Source organism: Lysobacter sp. (genome assembly GCA_013141175.1).
Taxonomy (GTDB): domain Bacteria; phylum Pseudomonadota; class Gammaproteobacteria; order Xanthomonadales; family Xanthomonadaceae; genus Lysobacter_I.
This window is the reverse complement of record JABFRN010000001.1, coordinates 2,335,351-2,349,606: the sequence shown is the minus strand read 5'-3', so window position 1 is coordinate 2,349,606 and position 14,256 is coordinate 2,335,351. Positions and strand designations below refer to the sequence as shown.

Annotated in this window: 11 protein-coding genes; 2 read left to right on the top strand and 9 right to left on the bottom strand. The window is 62.3% G+C overall.

Annotation, left to right across the window (positions count from 1 at the left end):
• Positions 1 to 75: 75 nt before the first annotated feature.
• Both HOP03_10335 and HOP03_10330 read right to left on the bottom strand, forming a co-directional pair.
• Positions 76 to 1,365 (bottom strand): hypothetical protein, encoded by a 1,290-nt coding sequence (locus HOP03_10335; GenBank protein NOT88571.1) that lies wholly within the window; start codon positions 1,363 to 1,365, stop codon positions 76 to 78.
• A gap of 118 nt (positions 1,366 to 1,483) precedes the next feature.
• Positions 1,484 to 2,236 carry a hypothetical protein gene (locus HOP03_10330; protein ID NOT88570.1) on the bottom strand — a complete coding sequence of 251 codons (753 nt, stop codon included), beginning with the start codon at positions 2,234 to 2,236 and terminating at the stop codon, positions 1,484 to 1,486.
• Positions 2,237 to 3,010: 774 nt separating this feature from the next.
• On the opposite strand from HOP03_10330, the gene HOP03_10325 reads away from it, so the two are divergent.
• A complete protein-coding gene (locus HOP03_10325) occupies positions 3,011 to 3,640 on the top strand; it encodes a hypothetical protein (GenBank protein NOT88569.1) in 630 nt (209 codons plus the stop codon).
• Positions 3,641 to 3,660: 20 nt separating this feature from the next.
• On the opposite strand, the gene HOP03_10320 is transcribed toward HOP03_10325, so the two are convergent.
• From HOP03_10320 to HOP03_10305, 4 genes are all read right to left on the bottom strand, one after another.
• Positions 3,661 to 5,841: a tetratricopeptide repeat protein gene (locus tag HOP03_10320; GenBank protein NOT88568.1), complete on the bottom strand. Its 2,181-nt coding sequence runs from the start codon at positions 5,839 to 5,841 to the stop codon at positions 3,661 to 3,663.
• Between the two features lie 175 nt (positions 5,842 to 6,016).
• The gene (locus tag HOP03_10315) at positions 6,017 to 6,775 is read right to left on the bottom strand and encodes a hypothetical protein (protein ID NOT88567.1); all 759 of its coding nucleotides are present in this window, start codon (positions 6,773 to 6,775) and stop codon (positions 6,017 to 6,019) included.
• 110 nt (positions 6,776 to 6,885) lie between these two features.
• Positions 6,886 to 7,524, bottom strand: a complete 639-nt coding sequence (locus HOP03_10310) for a hypothetical protein (protein ID NOT88566.1) — start codon at positions 7,522 to 7,524, stop codon at positions 6,886 to 6,888.
• A 402-nt stretch (positions 7,525 to 7,926) separates the two neighbouring features.
• Positions 7,927 to 8,358, bottom strand: coding sequence for a hypothetical protein (locus tag HOP03_10305; protein ID NOT88565.1), 432 nt, complete (start codon positions 8,356 to 8,358; stop codon positions 7,927 to 7,929).
• A 423-nt stretch (positions 8,359 to 8,781) separates the two neighbouring features.
• Here HOP03_10305 and HOP03_10300 point away from each other — a divergent pair, with 423 nt between their 5' ends.
• Positions 8,782 to 9,255 (top strand): hypothetical protein, encoded by a 474-nt coding sequence (locus HOP03_10300; protein ID NOT88564.1) that lies wholly within the window; start codon positions 8,782 to 8,784, stop codon positions 9,253 to 9,255.
• Positions 9,256 to 10,139: 884 nt separating this feature from the next.
• On the opposite strand, the gene HOP03_10295 is transcribed toward HOP03_10300, so the two are convergent.
• The 3 genes from HOP03_10295 to tkt form a co-directional block, all read right to left on the bottom strand.
• The gene (locus HOP03_10295; GenBank protein ID NOT88563.1) at positions 10,140 to 11,504 is read right to left on the bottom strand and encodes a tetratricopeptide repeat protein; all 1,365 of its coding nucleotides are present in this window, start codon (positions 11,502 to 11,504) and stop codon (positions 10,140 to 10,142) included.
• An 81-nt stretch (positions 11,505 to 11,585) separates the two neighbouring features.
• Positions 11,586 to 12,149: a 2OG-Fe(II) oxygenase gene (locus HOP03_10290; protein ID NOT88562.1), complete on the bottom strand. Its 564-nt coding sequence runs from the start codon at positions 12,147 to 12,149 to the stop codon at positions 11,586 to 11,588.
• 30 nt (positions 12,150 to 12,179) lie between these two features.
• Complete coding sequence (gene tkt / locus HOP03_10285; GenBank protein ID NOT88561.1) at positions 12,180 to 14,168, bottom strand: transketolase; 1,989 nt, start codon at positions 14,166 to 14,168, stop codon at positions 12,180 to 12,182.
• Positions 14,169 to 14,256: the final 88 nt, after the last annotated feature.

The following is a 14,256-nucleotide window of genomic DNA, read 5'->3' as shown; positions in this document are numbered from 1 at the left end:
AATAAACAGATCCGGCGGTCTCGCGACATGGCGGTACAGTTGAGATGCCCTTATCCGAAGCGTTCGCGATGAGATTCAGCGCGAACGAATCGGTACGCTCTTGACGATTTTGCGACCGTTGCTGATCTGCAGAACGTAGCCGCCCTCTGCCATCTTTGCACCCCGCAGCGCCTGAATCCGAACATAGGCATCGTTATTGGCGCACTTGTCGGGGAAGAATTTTCCGGCATCCGTCCACATGCCTGTATGCACCAAATACCACTTGCCAACCTGCATCGGGTAGGACGAAGGCGTGGTGGAAGTCCCCGGAGTCGCTGTCCCCACGTACACCGTTGACGTAGCGGCGTAGCTTGTGTGGTAATTCACGGACGTGTTGTTCGCGCTGAAACCCATGCCGGAAACCGGCCCGACGCCGGTACCGTTATTGCCCGGCGGAAGGGGGTTGGCGCCGTTGCCCTGATCGTACAGTTGGAACTCAATCTGCAGGGCGGTCAACGATGCGTTGATCGAATGAATGTAGTTGAGGTACAGCTGTATGGATTGAATCGTCGTCGGCGATGGCGCAAGCTTCAATGTATAAGGCGCGCCGATACTGCCCGATCCGACGTACTGCAGCGAATCGATCAGAGTTTGCGGATTCCATGGCGGGCAACAGGGATCCACTTCACGAGCTTTCTCCACCGATACACCGTCGACAAGATTCCCCATATCACTGCCGCCCGACGTGCCGGTATCGATGAAGCCGATGTTGAGATTCCCTGCGGCGGCCGTCGTGGGAAGTTGATAGCTGCCCGAATACCGAACCCAACCATTCGCGAGCGCGGCCGGAGGATTGATCGTACCGCTGCCAGCAGGCGGATTGGTCGCACCGGTGTTGGTGGTTCCCACGCGTACAATCGAAAAACCGTAAGCATCCGCAGGCAGGGAGCCCGCCGGCAAACCCGACGGTATGCCGATGCGAAATTCCATCGTATCCCGGCTCGTTGCGCTGCCGCGACCGCGGTGATGAAAACTCCAGTTCAAGACATCGCCCGGAGCCATGGCAAGGGCCTGGAACACCATATTCCGCTGGATCGAATTGAGCTCCATGATCTGCACGCCTTGTGATGCCGGAGCGAGGTAGTGGTTCGACCACAACTCGATCGGTCGACACTGGCCGCCACAAAAGGACCCCATGGGATGAGTCGTCAACCATCCTCCGGCACCGCTGGCAGCCGAGCCGTCAATATTCCTGACGGTCACCGCTGATGTTCCCGGTGTCTCGAAGCCCGGATTAGCGAATAGATTGGCGGAAAATGCAGGATTGGCGATTGCTGCCAATACAGCACCGGTGAGTAACGCTGTGATGAGATTACGGAACGTCATATGCCAAATCCTTTGTGTTGTTGCGCGCCTATAGCACCGCTTTTTTCGAACCGCATATACGGTTCTTCGGCAGTCTCTTTGCGCGATGCGTGTCAGGGAATAGCGTGCCAGGCGCTGATCAGTTGTCCGTCGCTTTATCGGAATACTCCGCAGCTCTATCGGACTTGATCGGTTCTTTCGGGCACTGCCCTTCAAGCCCCGCCTTCAGGAACATGCCGGTGGGTCCCCCGGTATTGACGACGACTACCGTCAATACATGCGAGCCGGGCGCGAGGTTATTGACCGTGAACGATGGTGTCGGGTTTTGCGTGTTGAAGCACCATCCGCCGCTGCACGCGGAAACGGGCGTTGGGTTGCTGTCCAGGAAGACCTTGAAAATGTCGTCGGCACCGGCGATGCCCGTCAATTTGACCGTCTGCGGTATCGTGCATTTCTGGACTTTGAACCGCAGTCGATACGTATAGGTCGCTGCAGGCAGGCCAGTCGCTCCCGAGGTGCCGGCCGACACCCATTGCGCACCGCCGGTAGGAAGATTCCACGCAGGATGCGGCGACGTCAGGATAGTCGCGGGCACAGCGGCGATGGCCGGGGTCAGACTGCTGACGACGCTCCATCCATTGCTGGATCCAGTGCTCAGATCCAGTGTTTTCTGCTCGCCGAGGCACTGACAGCAACCCAATGGCAGCATTTTTTGCGGCAGCGGCAGCGGCATGTCGATCGGCGACGGGCGCTGCCTCGCCGGGGCCTCTTGCACTTGTGCTTGCGACACGAATGCAGCGGGTAGTGCCGCGAGCAGCGCCGCGAGCAGGGCGATACGGCGCGTGGTTTTGGCGGTGGCTGTGGTGTGGAAACGGACGAGCATGCGATTCATGAAGTGTCTCCTGGCGATGCCGATGGCGGTGTGGATGCGTGGCCGGATCGCGCAATGTCGGCGGCACGATCCGGTGAAATCACCGTATGCCGCGCGGTTTCGCCGTTAAAGGAGTGAGCGGGGAACGGACCGGGAACAAATGGGTAGAACCCGCGCGCAGCCTGCCTTCCAGACCTGCCGGCCGCGCTGCCGATGCAAATAAGAACGTTCTCGATGGCTCTAGACAATGGAGTTAGCGCGAATACCCATTTGCGCCGCGCTGAATCGCCGCTTCGAAACAGGTCTTCATAGGCCGGCGATGCGACCGAATCGCATGCGGCGCTCAACCGCGACACATTTCCGGCTGGGTCTTCGCATGTTCTAACGATAAGAATCAGTCGATTCACACAACCTATCAGACCCACATATGTACGAATTCGACCGCCGCGCTCGCGCAGGAGGGGCTCTAGCCTCGATAACGTTCGAGAGATGGGCTTATCGGACCCGAAGCCCCTTCTACGAACGGAACTCGCATTCAGGCTGCCGTCGATGAGCGCCAATGTGCGCTACAAAAATATGAGAGCTCGTCGTTTCCGACCATTGAGGTGCGCGCGAGAGTTCATGCATTACGAGGTGACGCAACCCGTTGCCGGACTGGAACACGGAAAATTCAATAAGCTGAAATAAATCAAAGATTTGCCTTTTTTTATTCCCACTTTGTGCCACATAAAACCGTAGCGGCAACCTGCGGATACCGCCTAAAGTGAACTCGCACAATCACTCAGGGGTTTCATGATGGCAACACGGCAGACCGCACTCTTCGCATGCCTTTTCTCGATGGCCTTTTCGGCCAATGCCCACAACTACCAATGCAAGGTGGAGGGTACTTACTCGGTCGTGACCGGGACCTTCCGCTTCACAAAAAAGGATTTGATGCGCGAGCGGGAGACCCACTCAAGCAGGCCATGCCCGCTTGCCGGACTCGACAGGCAAGACAGCCGAGGCAATTCAGAGCTCGCGATTACAGAACGAAGAGTACAAAACCAGGTGCTTAGACCTGATGCACCGTCGGCCGGACAGTCGACGGTATTGCCGGACTTCAATCCGAACATGTGCGGCGTCGTCGATGGCTATCACGAAGCGAGTGCGCTGATCGTTCGCTATTGCACACGACAAGCGCAGGGTGCCAATACGATAGTCACCGGCACGCAAAACAAAATCAGTGCGCAGCCCACAAGCGACGCCAAGCATCGTCGCGAAATCGGGTTCAAGGTTGTTCGCCCCGCGAGCTACAACACAAGAGACCACCACCAACGCTACAGTTTTAACGACGGCCCAGTCACCGGGACCTGTTACGTCTGCGTGAAAATGAAAGAACCCAGTGCTGATCCGGTGAAGAGAGTGCAGGTCAAGCCCGAGGATTGACGCGAGCCTGAACCGCGGCCTCATGCCAAAGCAGTACGCCTCGCATACGCCAATACGGTATCCACCCGGCGCTGCAGTTCATCGCGCACCGTCGGGTCGAGTTGGCATTGACCAAGCACGTAGTACGCCGAACGCAGTACATCGCGCCAACGTGGGTTGCGCGGCAGCTTCGTCAAGCTCATGTAGCGCTCCATCGCACGCGTGCGCAGCCGACCATCGTCGATATTGATGCACCAGATGCGACTGCGGTCGGCCAGCTCGATCCGGTTCTGGCCGGTGCTGCGCTCCCAGGCCTCGATCGCAGCCAGCATCAGTTCGACCAAGGCGCGACGGAAATCCGCCCGCGCATCGTCGTCGCTAGCCAGTGCGATCGCCGCCGCGAACTCGGGCACCGGCACATTGGCGGCATCGCTGGTGTCGAGGCCGTCATCCGCATCATGCTCGTCGCTGACGCTGCGCTCAGCAGCGACAGGCAGCGGCGTAGAGATCGGCGCCTCCGCCGTTACCGTCGCGATGTCGCTGCATCGGCGCAACTGCATGACGATCAAACCATCGCCATGCTCCCACGGGACCAATTCAACACGTAGTTCAGCGCCATCCGTGGGTGAAGATACATTCATGGTGTGCGCTACCGCATCCTCCATACGCTCCAGCGCGACCATCAGAACACCGGCATCGGAATCGCTGAAAAATGTGGTCAGCGCACGGCCGACGAAGCGTTCGCGTTCGCCACCGAGCAAGGCGCAGGCCGCGCGATTCACGGTCAGCAGCATGCCATCCGCATCGAGCAAACACAGCGCGTCGCTACGGCTGTCGAAGAGAGTCTGCAAGCGGTCGCGGTCCTCGCCCAAAGCATCGGTTTCGCGCCGGTAGCGCGCCAGCATTTCTTCGTAGCGCGCACGCCGCATCGCATCCTCGATCCGCGCACGCTGCTGGTGGCGCACGAAGATCAGCGACAACGCCAATAGCACCGCGAGAGTCGATGCCACCGCGAGCCACAGCAGCAACGTGCGCTGACGCAGCGCGGCGATGGTACGTTCGTCCTCGTCGGATTCGAATCGTGCACGCAGCCACCCGAGCTGCTGATCGCTCTGCGCGCGCAGTAATTTCTCCACGGCCTCATGTGCGTTGCGATAATTATCGATCGCATCTGCATTGTGTCCGCTCTCACCGTGCATGAAAGCCAATTCTTCGTATAACTCGGCGCGGTCGGCATTGCTCAGAGGCTTTTTCAGGGCGGTTTCGAGCCGGCGTATCGCAGCATCTTGGCGACCTTGCAAACGATCAACGCGCGCAGCCTGCAAATTCAGCACCACTGGAATCGGCAGTTTATTTGCATCGGCAACGGCCAGACCGTTAGCCGCATGCAGCGCCGCACCCTGCACATCGCCCCGCGCGATCGCAATTTTTGCCAAAACACCGTAGAAGCTGAGCTGATATCGGAAATCTTTTTTGCTTTGAACTTCGCGCAGTGCGGTTTCGAGCATCCCCGAGGCGGTCGTGTAATCTTTGCGTTCCAACGCCAACAGGCCCAGGCTGTTGAGCACGTGCGCTGCTTCGACCGTATCGCCCTTGAGACGAAACGCGGCTTCGGCTTCAAGGTAATAGCGCTCGGCTTTCGCAGGGTCTTCGGTTTCGCGGTAGATGTCCGCAATGTTCGACAACATCCCGCCGATCGCAGGGTCGCCATCCTCGCGCATCATCTGCAATCCACGTTCAAGGTTTCGCTGCGCGCCTTGGTAGTCGCCGATACGGCGCAGCGCGCTGCCGACGTTTTTGTGCTGTTTGGCGGTCGCCGCGCGATCGCCGCGCTTCTCCGCCATCCGCAAAGCGCACTCGAAGTGTCCGAGCGCGATGTCGATGCGTTGGTCCTGGTAGGCCAGCACGCCACGCCGGCGCACCCATTCGTACTGGCTCAGAGGGTCGTTCTTGCCAATGAACTGCCTTGCGACACAGTCCAGCGCAGATTGCGCTTCAAGGAAGTCGCCAGCTTTGATCTTCGCGTCCGCAAATGCGTAAAGCACGTCCGGGTCGGCCGATGCGAAACGGCGTTGACAGCTTCCAGCTGTGGGCAAGGTGCTCGGGTCGATCACCGCACACACGGGAATCGACCCGGCGCTCACTGTAGCTGCGGCGCATAGCATCACCGTGCCTACGAAAGCGCGGAATATCTGGAATCCCAACTTGAAATTCGCCCTCATGCAGCGCCTCCTTGCAAGCGACTCACCTTCTCCCTCGCCTTCGGACCAATGCTAACACCACATGCACCGGCGCCTGGCTCAGTAAAAAGGGCATCATCGGCAAGCGTGCCCAACCAGGCAGGGCAAGACACAGCACATCCTGCGCCACATCGAAGGCGATTTCAGACTGCAGCGATCACAGCATCATCCTGCGAGCGGTCATCGCAGCCCATGCGATCATGCCGAAGCCGAGCATCCAACCCATGTCGATCCACGACCCGGTCGTGTAGTCGTCGATGAGATTGAGATAGGTGAAGGCCTGATTCGCGAAGAAATACAGCGCGACGCCCAGCACGGCCTTCCACCAGGTTTCGGCCACGATCCCGCCGGTGAAGGAGGTCGCGGTCAGCACGGTGATCGACATCAGGATCGGGTCGAACAGCATGTAGCAGATCGAGCTGAGCGACATGGCCACGCCCTGCCCCGTCAGACCTTCATGGTTGGCGTAGTAGCCCCAATACATGCTGATCAGCAGTACCACCACCGCCAGTATCTTGCCCCAGAGCGGTGCGACCAGGCCCGCGCCGCGCTTGAACACCAGCAGGCCCATCGCGATCAGCGGGCTGGTCAACAGATATCCGATATCCGCGTAATAGGGATACGGCGTGTCTTCGCCATCGTGCATCAGCGGGTAGCCCGCGAAGATCATCGCGCCGATCCCCCACGCGAGCACGCCGGCGCCGATCAGACGCCATGCATTGCGCAGCGGGCTGCCCGCCGGAAACGCGTCCATGACCGTCAGGCAGATCAGGCCGCAACCGATGCTGGACAACAATTGCAATGCGTTCGAGTAATAAAGCCGGACCACTTCGTCCACGCCCGCCATCGCAAGCACCACCATCAGCAACGTCGAAAGCACCCAGATCGCAGCGATGAAGCGTTGTATTCCCGTCATTTGATTTTCCCCTTGAATGAATAGATCCGGGACGCCGGCAAATACGGCGATCCCGAACACATGCGCGCCACAGTCCGCTCCCCGGAACCGCGGCTCGATCCCGTGATTCCTCAATCCAGTTTTTCGGACAATGCCCTGAACACTTCATTGGCCTTGGCCGTACCGACCAGCACCGCCGTCAATTGCCGGCAGGCATCCAGGAATTCGGCGGGCTGCGTCACCGGCGAAAACCTGGCCACGACGTCCGCGATTTTCTGCGGCGCGGAATTGCCGTAGTAGGTCTGCAGCAATGCGGTCGCGTCTTCCCTCAGACGGGTATACGGCAACTTCGCGGTGCCCGGGGTCGCATGCGCAGCCACCGATCGCGGCAAGGCGGCTTCCGGTGCGGTTCGATGCTGCGTCTCCGCGGGTGCCTGCGGCACGCCGGTCGATGCGGATTGCCTCCCGGGGTCGAACAGATTCAAGACGTGCTGGACATCCAGCAGCGGATTGCTGCCCGTGGCCGGATTCTGTCCGATCATCGGCAAGGCCTGGACCTTGATGAAATTCAGCTGCGGGATCTCGGTCAGCGCACGATCGTTGTCGAACTGCTCGAAATTCAGCTGACACGTACGCGAATCGACGATCGCGATGAAACCGTGCCTGAGCCCGGCTCCATGTTTTCCTGCGGCGTAGAAAAACACCTTGTGCCCACCACCATCGGCCATCGCCGACTTCAGCACGCCGCACAACTCTCCCAGATCGACCACGCATTACCTCGCTCGACACGCCAAGCATCGAAGAAAACAATCAAGTCCATGATTCCCCATATAGCGAGATTATCGTCTCATAAATAATGGGACTTGTTGCGTTTACAGGACTTTTCTGGCGGCGGCGGTCGCGTTCCGGTTTGTTGAAACATCGCGATGACTCGTGACGATAATCATTTACAAAACAATATACGGGTGTGCAGCCGATGCCATCCCGCGCCCGCGGCTGTCGCGCGAATCGTCGCATATCGCGATCGGAGTTCAGCTCGGCACCGATGGCCAACGATTGGCCGCAGCGTTGCAATCTGAAGACGGCCCGTCCTTGGGCCCTTGCAACAGGCATCGCTTCGCGGAGCTGCACGTGCAGGTAGACGCGCAGGCGACGCATTGTCTGGCCGCGACTTACTTGCCGATGGCGGCTTGATAGATGGTGCGCATCGAGGCTTCGTATTCGTCGGCTTGGTATTGCGTGCGCACCCGCACGATCTCATCGGTGATCACCCGGACCACACCCGCCGACTCGCCTGGAGAGCCCGCCGCGATCTCGACACCGTCCTCCGGGGCCGGGGCGAATTGGAACGGCGCCTGATAGTGGCAGGGCACATAGCTCACCACACTCCAGCCCCAACCCAACGCACGGCTGATGGCATCCTGAAGCTGCGAATTGCATTCGGCCCAGGTCGATGCACCGGCGATGACCGAGCCCTGGCCGCTGCTGTACCAGGCGCTGCCGTAGTAGCCGCCGCCCCAAGGTGCCGGTGGACGCGCATCCGCAGCGGTGGAGACGCCGATCAGAAGCGCAGTGGCGACACAGATCTTGCGAATCATGTTCATGAAACGATTACTCCTTGATTTCAGTCGATGGAATCCGTCCGGCGCTCCGGAGGGTCGAGGGAACCCGGATCAGCAGCGCGGGTGCGAAGCATATGGACGCTCGCGCAATGGACCGCACGGATCGATCACCCAGAGGCTCCGTGCCGCACACCCGGCCCGTGTGACGCTAGGGAGTCGCATCCCTGCGCACCAGTACAAAACCGGGGAAAAGCGGGAACATCGCGGGGCATCTGCCCGCCCGCTCGCGATCGGTATGCATGCGGCATCGCGCACCACACTGCCGCAGCGGACGCCACAAAGCAGACGCGCCATGACGAATCAAACGGTTGCGAGCGATTCATGCCCTCTTTTGCCCTCGAAAAGGTTGGCTGGCGCCCGTGATCAGCCTCTACACTCGATCATCGTCCTTTCCATGCCGCTCCCATGCCACACAACGCTTCGATCCGCCGGTTCCGCCTGTCCCTGTTCGGGGTCGGCCTGCTGCTCGCCACGCCCGCATTCGCGCACGAGACCCTGCCCAGGAACTGGTGTCTCGACCCGAACACGGTGCCCAAGGTCGTCTTGAATTTCGACTTCACCGAGGCGGACCTGACGAGCTACCGCAACGACCATCCGCTGCCCGGCAACGATACGTGCAGGGCCGACTCCAGTTGCGGCATCGTCGACGACTGGTTCTGGGCCAACGAGATGAGTCAGACGTTCTGCTCGGCGTCGCCCTTGCGCAGGTCGTTGCCGCGCGCCTCGGAAAGCGTGCCGTTCGTGGGCTTGCCGGCCACGTTCAACTCAAGCGAACACCACCGGCTCTACAACTTCCGCGATGGCCTCAAGGGCGTCTGCGTGGTCTGTATTCCGAACGAAGCCGTACCCGCGCCGGAATCCCCGCTGCCGTCGAAATGAGCGGAGACCAACGGTGAACGGAAGATGTTGTTCTGGCAAAGCGACCATGGACGGTCGCCGCGCCTCACGCCAGCGCGCTGCGCCGAGTGTAGGCCAGTACGGCGTCGACGCCGCCCTGCAACGCGGACCGGGCGGCGGCGTCCATCTCGCATTGGCCGAGGACGAAATACGCTGAGCGCAGGACATCGCGCCAGCGCGGGTTCTGCGGCAGTTTCGACAGCGTGAGGTAACGCTCCATCGAGCGGGCGCGCAAACGTCCGTCATCGATGGTCACGCGCCATATCCGGCTTTTTTCCGCCAACTCCAGACGCCCTTGGCCGGTGCCGCGCTCCCAGGCATCGACGGTCGCCAGCATCAGTTCGACGAGCGCGCGACGGAACCGCTGCTGCGAGGAATCATCCTGTTCCGGCGGCGCATCCGCTTCGCCGGCAGGCATGAAAACCGCATCGATGGACGGTATCGCAGCGGATGCGGTTTCAGTGGATGCGGTTTCAGTGGATGCGGACTCAGTGGATGTCGATGGCGCAGAGATCGTCAACAGGATCAATCCGCCATCACGTTCCCATTCGGAGAGCCGCAGCAACAGCTGCGCGCCGCCCTGCTGCTGATCCATCGCCAATTGCAGCGTCGCCATATCCTCCATCCGCACCAGCGCGGCATGGAATTCGTCGCGGCGATCGTCCTGCAGGCAGTCGGCGAAATCCCGGCCGACCATGGCATCCTCGGCGATGGCGAGCAGTTCGCACGCCGCGCGGTTGAGCGTCAGCACCGAACCTTCCGCATCGATCACGCACACCGCATCGGCACGGTCGTCGAACAGCGCCTTCAACAAACGGTGATCGACGCCCAGTGCGATGGCCTGCTGGCGATAACGGGCCAGTTCCTCATCGTGACGTGCCTGTCGCGCCGCTTCGGCGATGCGCGTCTGCTGCTGCCGGCGCAGGAAAAACATCGCCATCAACAGCAGCAGCGCCAACCCGGAAGCGATCGTGGACCACAGCAGCAAGGTGCGCTGGCGAAGCATTGCGCTGCGCAGGCGACCATCGCGTTCCAGCACGGCGATCTTGTGTTCGCGTTCCGCCGCTTCGAACCGCGATCGCGCCCAAGCCAACTGGCGGTCGTACTTGGATTCGGCCAGTCGCAATTACGGCGGTATGCGTCTGCCGCAACACCGCGATCGCGGCGCCGGTATCGCCCTCGCTTTCCAGGCTCGCCGCCAGCTCCCGCAGCAGTTCGGGGCGTTCGATATCCTTTTCCGGCAAGCGCGCGATGGCGCGACGGAGCCTGGACTGCGCGGCCCCGAAACGCCCGTCGAGGCGATCAAGGCGCGCCGCCTCCAGTTCCAGCTCCGCGGGCAAGGTCAGGTCGTATTCGTCGGCCATCGCCAGGCCCGCGGCACGCCAACGCTTCGCCTTCGCCAGATCGCCTTCCGCGATCGCAAGCCGGGTCAGTCCCGCGTAGATGCGCAATCGATACGGGCGATTCCCGTTCTGGCGATCCTCGGCCAGTGCGTTTTCGAGCAGCCGCGCCGCCTCGCGCGAGTCGCCCCGGTCGAGCGCGAGCACGCTGAGGGTTTCGAGCACGTGCGCCGCTTCGACAGGATTCCCGCGACGCTGGAAGTCCTGCAGCGCTTCGCGGTAGTAGCGCTGGGCGGTGTCGGGCTCCTCCAGCTCGCGATAGACATCGCCGATGTTGTTGAGCACCGGCCCCAGCGCATCGCTGCCTTCCGCACGCTGCAGATCCAGGCTTTCCGCGAGGCGTCGCAGCGCACCGCGGAAATCGCCGAGCCGACGCAGCGCGCTGCCGACGTTCTTGAGGTCGCGCGCGATCGCGGAACGATCCTCGCGCGCGGTCGAGAGTTCCAGCGCGCATTCGAAACGCTCCAGCGCTTCGGGAATCCGTTCGCGCCGGTAATCCAGAATGCCGCGACGACGAACGAGTTCGTAATGCGCGGTCGCATCACCGCCGGTACGCAGCACCGCCTCGGCGCAATCGAGCGTCTGTTCGGCCTCGTCGAAGCGCCCGGCCGCGACGCGTTCTTCCGCGCGCTCGAACAGCGCCGCGGCCGTCGCGTTCGTGGCAGCGTCATCGGAAACGGCGGGCAGCGCGATCGGCGCGATATCGATGCGACGCAGGCACATGGCCGGATCGGGGATCGCACGGGGCATCGCCTCGATCCGTGCGCACGGCGTCGATACCGCAGCGGCGGCGCAGGACACCGCAGGACCGAGCAGGACCGCCAAGACCATGGCCCACTCGAATGCGCATGCACCGCGCCGGCTGCCGCTCACACGCGCTTTCCGCAGTTCGCTGCCAGCGAGCGCCGCGACTCAGTCATCCGCACGTTCGAGCTTGATCGCCAACGTGAATCGCGGCAGGTAGCACACCCGGTTCGGCGGACGTCCGGCATGCAGCAATTCGCCGTCGAACACCGCGAGCCGCCCGGGGCGCGGAGTCACTGCCGCACGGACGTCGCGCGCGTCGTCGTAGAACATCGTCTCGCCGCCCCATTCGTGGTCCCAGCGGTCGCAGATGTACCACAGCGCGGTCAACTCGCCGGCGCCGGGATGACAATCGGTGTGGGTGAACAACATGTCGCCATAGTGCGCGACATTGACGTAGCTGCGATACGCACGATAGCGCTGGTTCGGGGCGTAATCGAGCAGCGCGGCCATCGTCGGCGCGAAGAACGGCATCGTCGGCAGTCGATCCATCGCGATCTCGGTCGCCCAGTGACGATGCTCGGCGGTGTCGGGCCGCGCGATCTCGGTGCGGGTGAAACCGGCGCGGTTCAACACCGACCACAGCTTCAACAGCTCCGGCTCGGGCATCAATCCGTCGTAGACCGCTATGCGGCGGCCCTGGATTTCGGTGCGGTAGGTCGACTCGATCATGAGGATTCCTGCCTCGTTGCCGCGCGCCGGTCAGCGCGCGCGAGCTGCCGCAACCGCCGCGTCGACGGTGATGCCGAAATGCGGATAGAGTTTCTCGGCCGGCGCCGATGCGCCGTAGCTGTCGATGCCGATCACCGCACCGTCCAGGCCCACGTACTTGCGCCAGAAATCGCGCACGCCCGCTTCGATCGCAATGCGCTTGCGGCAGGCGTTCGGCAACACCGCTTCGCGATACGCCGCGTCCTGGCGATCGAAGACATCGGTCGACGGCATCGACACCACGCGTGCGCCGTCGCCGAGCTGTTCGGCGGCCTGCATCGCGAGACCGACTTCCGAGCCGGTCGCGATCAGGATGCATTCCGGCGCACCGACGCTGTCCTTCAGCACGTAGCCGCCGCGACGGATGTCGGCGACCTGCGCATCGCTGCGCATCTGATGCGGCAGGTTTTGACGCGAGAAGACCAGGCACGACGGACCGTCCGCGCGTTCGATCGCCGCGCGCCACGCCACCGCCGATTCGACCGCGTCGCAGGGACGCCAGACGTCGTTGTACGGGATGTAGCGCAGCGAGGCGAGATGTTCGACCGGCTGATGGGTCGGGCCGTCTTCGCCCAGACCGATCGAGTCGTGGGTGTAGACGTGGATCGCGCGCGCCCCCATCAGCGCGCTCATGCGCACCGCGTTGCGCGCGTAGTCGCTGAACACCAGGAACGTCGCATCGTACGGCACGAAACCGCCGTGCAGCGCCAGGCCGTTGCTGATCGCGGTCATCGCGAATTCGCGCACGCCGTAATAGACGTAATTGGCATCCGCATCGCTGCCCGCGACCGATTTGCTGCCCTTCCAGAGGGTCAGATTGGAATGGGCGAGATCGGCGGAACCGCCGACCAGTTCCGGCAGATGCGGTGCGAACGCTTCGATCGCCATCTGCGAGGCCTTGCGCGAGGCGACCACCGGACCTTCGGCCTGCAGCTTGGCGATGTAGGCGTCGGCGACGCCGGCGAAATCGGCGGGCAGATCGCCGCGCGTGCGGCGTTCCAGTTCGGCGGCGAGTTCCGGAAACTGCGCCGCGTAGGTTTCGAACACGTGGCCCCAGCGCGTTTCGCGGTTGTGGCCGGCACTGCGCGCGTTCCAACCGTCGACGATGGCCTGCGGAATCTCGAACGGCGCGTGATCCCAGTGCAGCGCGGCCCGCGTCGCAGCGACTTCGTCCTTGCCCAGCGGCGCGCCGTGCGACGATTCCTTGCCGGCCTTCGCGGGCGAACCGAATCCGATCGTGGTGCGGCAGCAGATCAACACCGGCTTGTCGGTGGATTTCAGCGCGGTGTCGATCGCGGTCTTGATCTCGACCGGATCGTGGCCATCGACGTTGCGCACCACGGTCCAGCCGTAGGCTTCGAAGCGTGCCGGGGTGTCGTCGGTGAACCAGCCCTGCACCTGGCCATCGATGGAGATGTTGTTGTCGTCCCAGAACGCGACGAGCTTGTTCAAACCCCAGGTGCCGGCGAGCGACGCGGCTTCGTGCGAAATGCCTTCCATCAGGCAGCCGTCGCCCATGAACACCCAGGTGCGGTGATCGACGACCGTCAATTCGGGGCGATTGAAGCGCTGCGCCAATACTTTTTCGGCGAGCGCGAAACCCACGGCATTGGCGAAGCCCTGCCCCAGCGGACCGGTGGTGGTCTCGACGCCGGGCGTCATGTGGTTTTCGGGGTGGCCGGCGGTCTTCGAACCGAGCTGGCGGAACTGCTTCAGTTCTTCGATCGGCAGGTCGTAGCCGGTGAGATGCAGCAGCGCGTAGTGCAGCATCGAGCCGTGGCCGTTGGACAGCACGAAACGGTCGCGGTTGGGCCAATGCGGATTGGCGGGGTTGTGCTGCAGATAATCGTTCCACAGCACCTCGGCGATGTCGGCCATGCCCATCGGCATGCCCGGATGACCGGAGTTGGCGGCCTGCACCGCGTCGATGGCGAGGAAACGGATGGCGTTGGCAAGGTCGCGGCGGCTGGGCGTCGTCATGGGGCGGAAGGATTCGGCAGCGCCCGGCGGGGTGCGGGCCGCCTATTGTCCCATCCGGGAGCCCGCGATGTCTCGCCGACGGGCCTCC

Coding starts and splice junctions, on each gene's coding strand:
- HOP03_10335 (NOT88571.1), bottom strand. CDS start 1,365: ATGACGTTCCGTAATCTCATCACAGCGTTACTCACCGGTGCTGTATTG.
- HOP03_10330 (NOT88570.1), bottom strand. CDS start 2,236: ATGAATCGCATGCTCGTCCGTTTCCACACCACAGCCACCGCCAAAACC.
- HOP03_10325 (NOT88569.1), top strand. CDS start 3,011: ATGGCAACACGGCAGACCGCACTCTTCGCATGCCTTTTCTCGATGGCC.
- HOP03_10320 (NOT88568.1), bottom strand. CDS start 5,841: ATGAGGGCGAATTTCAAGTTGGGATTCCAGATATTCCGCGCTTTCGTA.
- HOP03_10315 (NOT88567.1), bottom strand. CDS start 6,775: ATGACGGGAATACAACGCTTCATCGCTGCGATCTGGGTGCTTTCGACG.
- HOP03_10305 (NOT88565.1), bottom strand. CDS start 8,358: ATGAACATGATTCGCAAGATCTGTGTCGCCACTGCGCTTCTGATCGGC.
- HOP03_10300 (NOT88564.1), top strand. CDS start 8,782: ATGCCACACAACGCTTCGATCCGCCGGTTCCGCCTGTCCCTGTTCGGG.
- HOP03_10295 (NOT88563.1), bottom strand. CDS start 11,504: ATGGTCTTGGCGGTCCTGCTCGGTCCTGCGGTGTCCTGCGCCGCCGCT.
- HOP03_10290 (NOT88562.1), bottom strand. CDS start 12,149: ATGATCGAGTCGACCTACCGCACCGAAATCCAGGGCCGCCGCATAGCG.
- tkt (NOT88561.1), bottom strand. CDS start 14,168: ATGACGACGCCCAGCCGCCGCGACCTTGCCAACGCCATCCGTTTCCTC.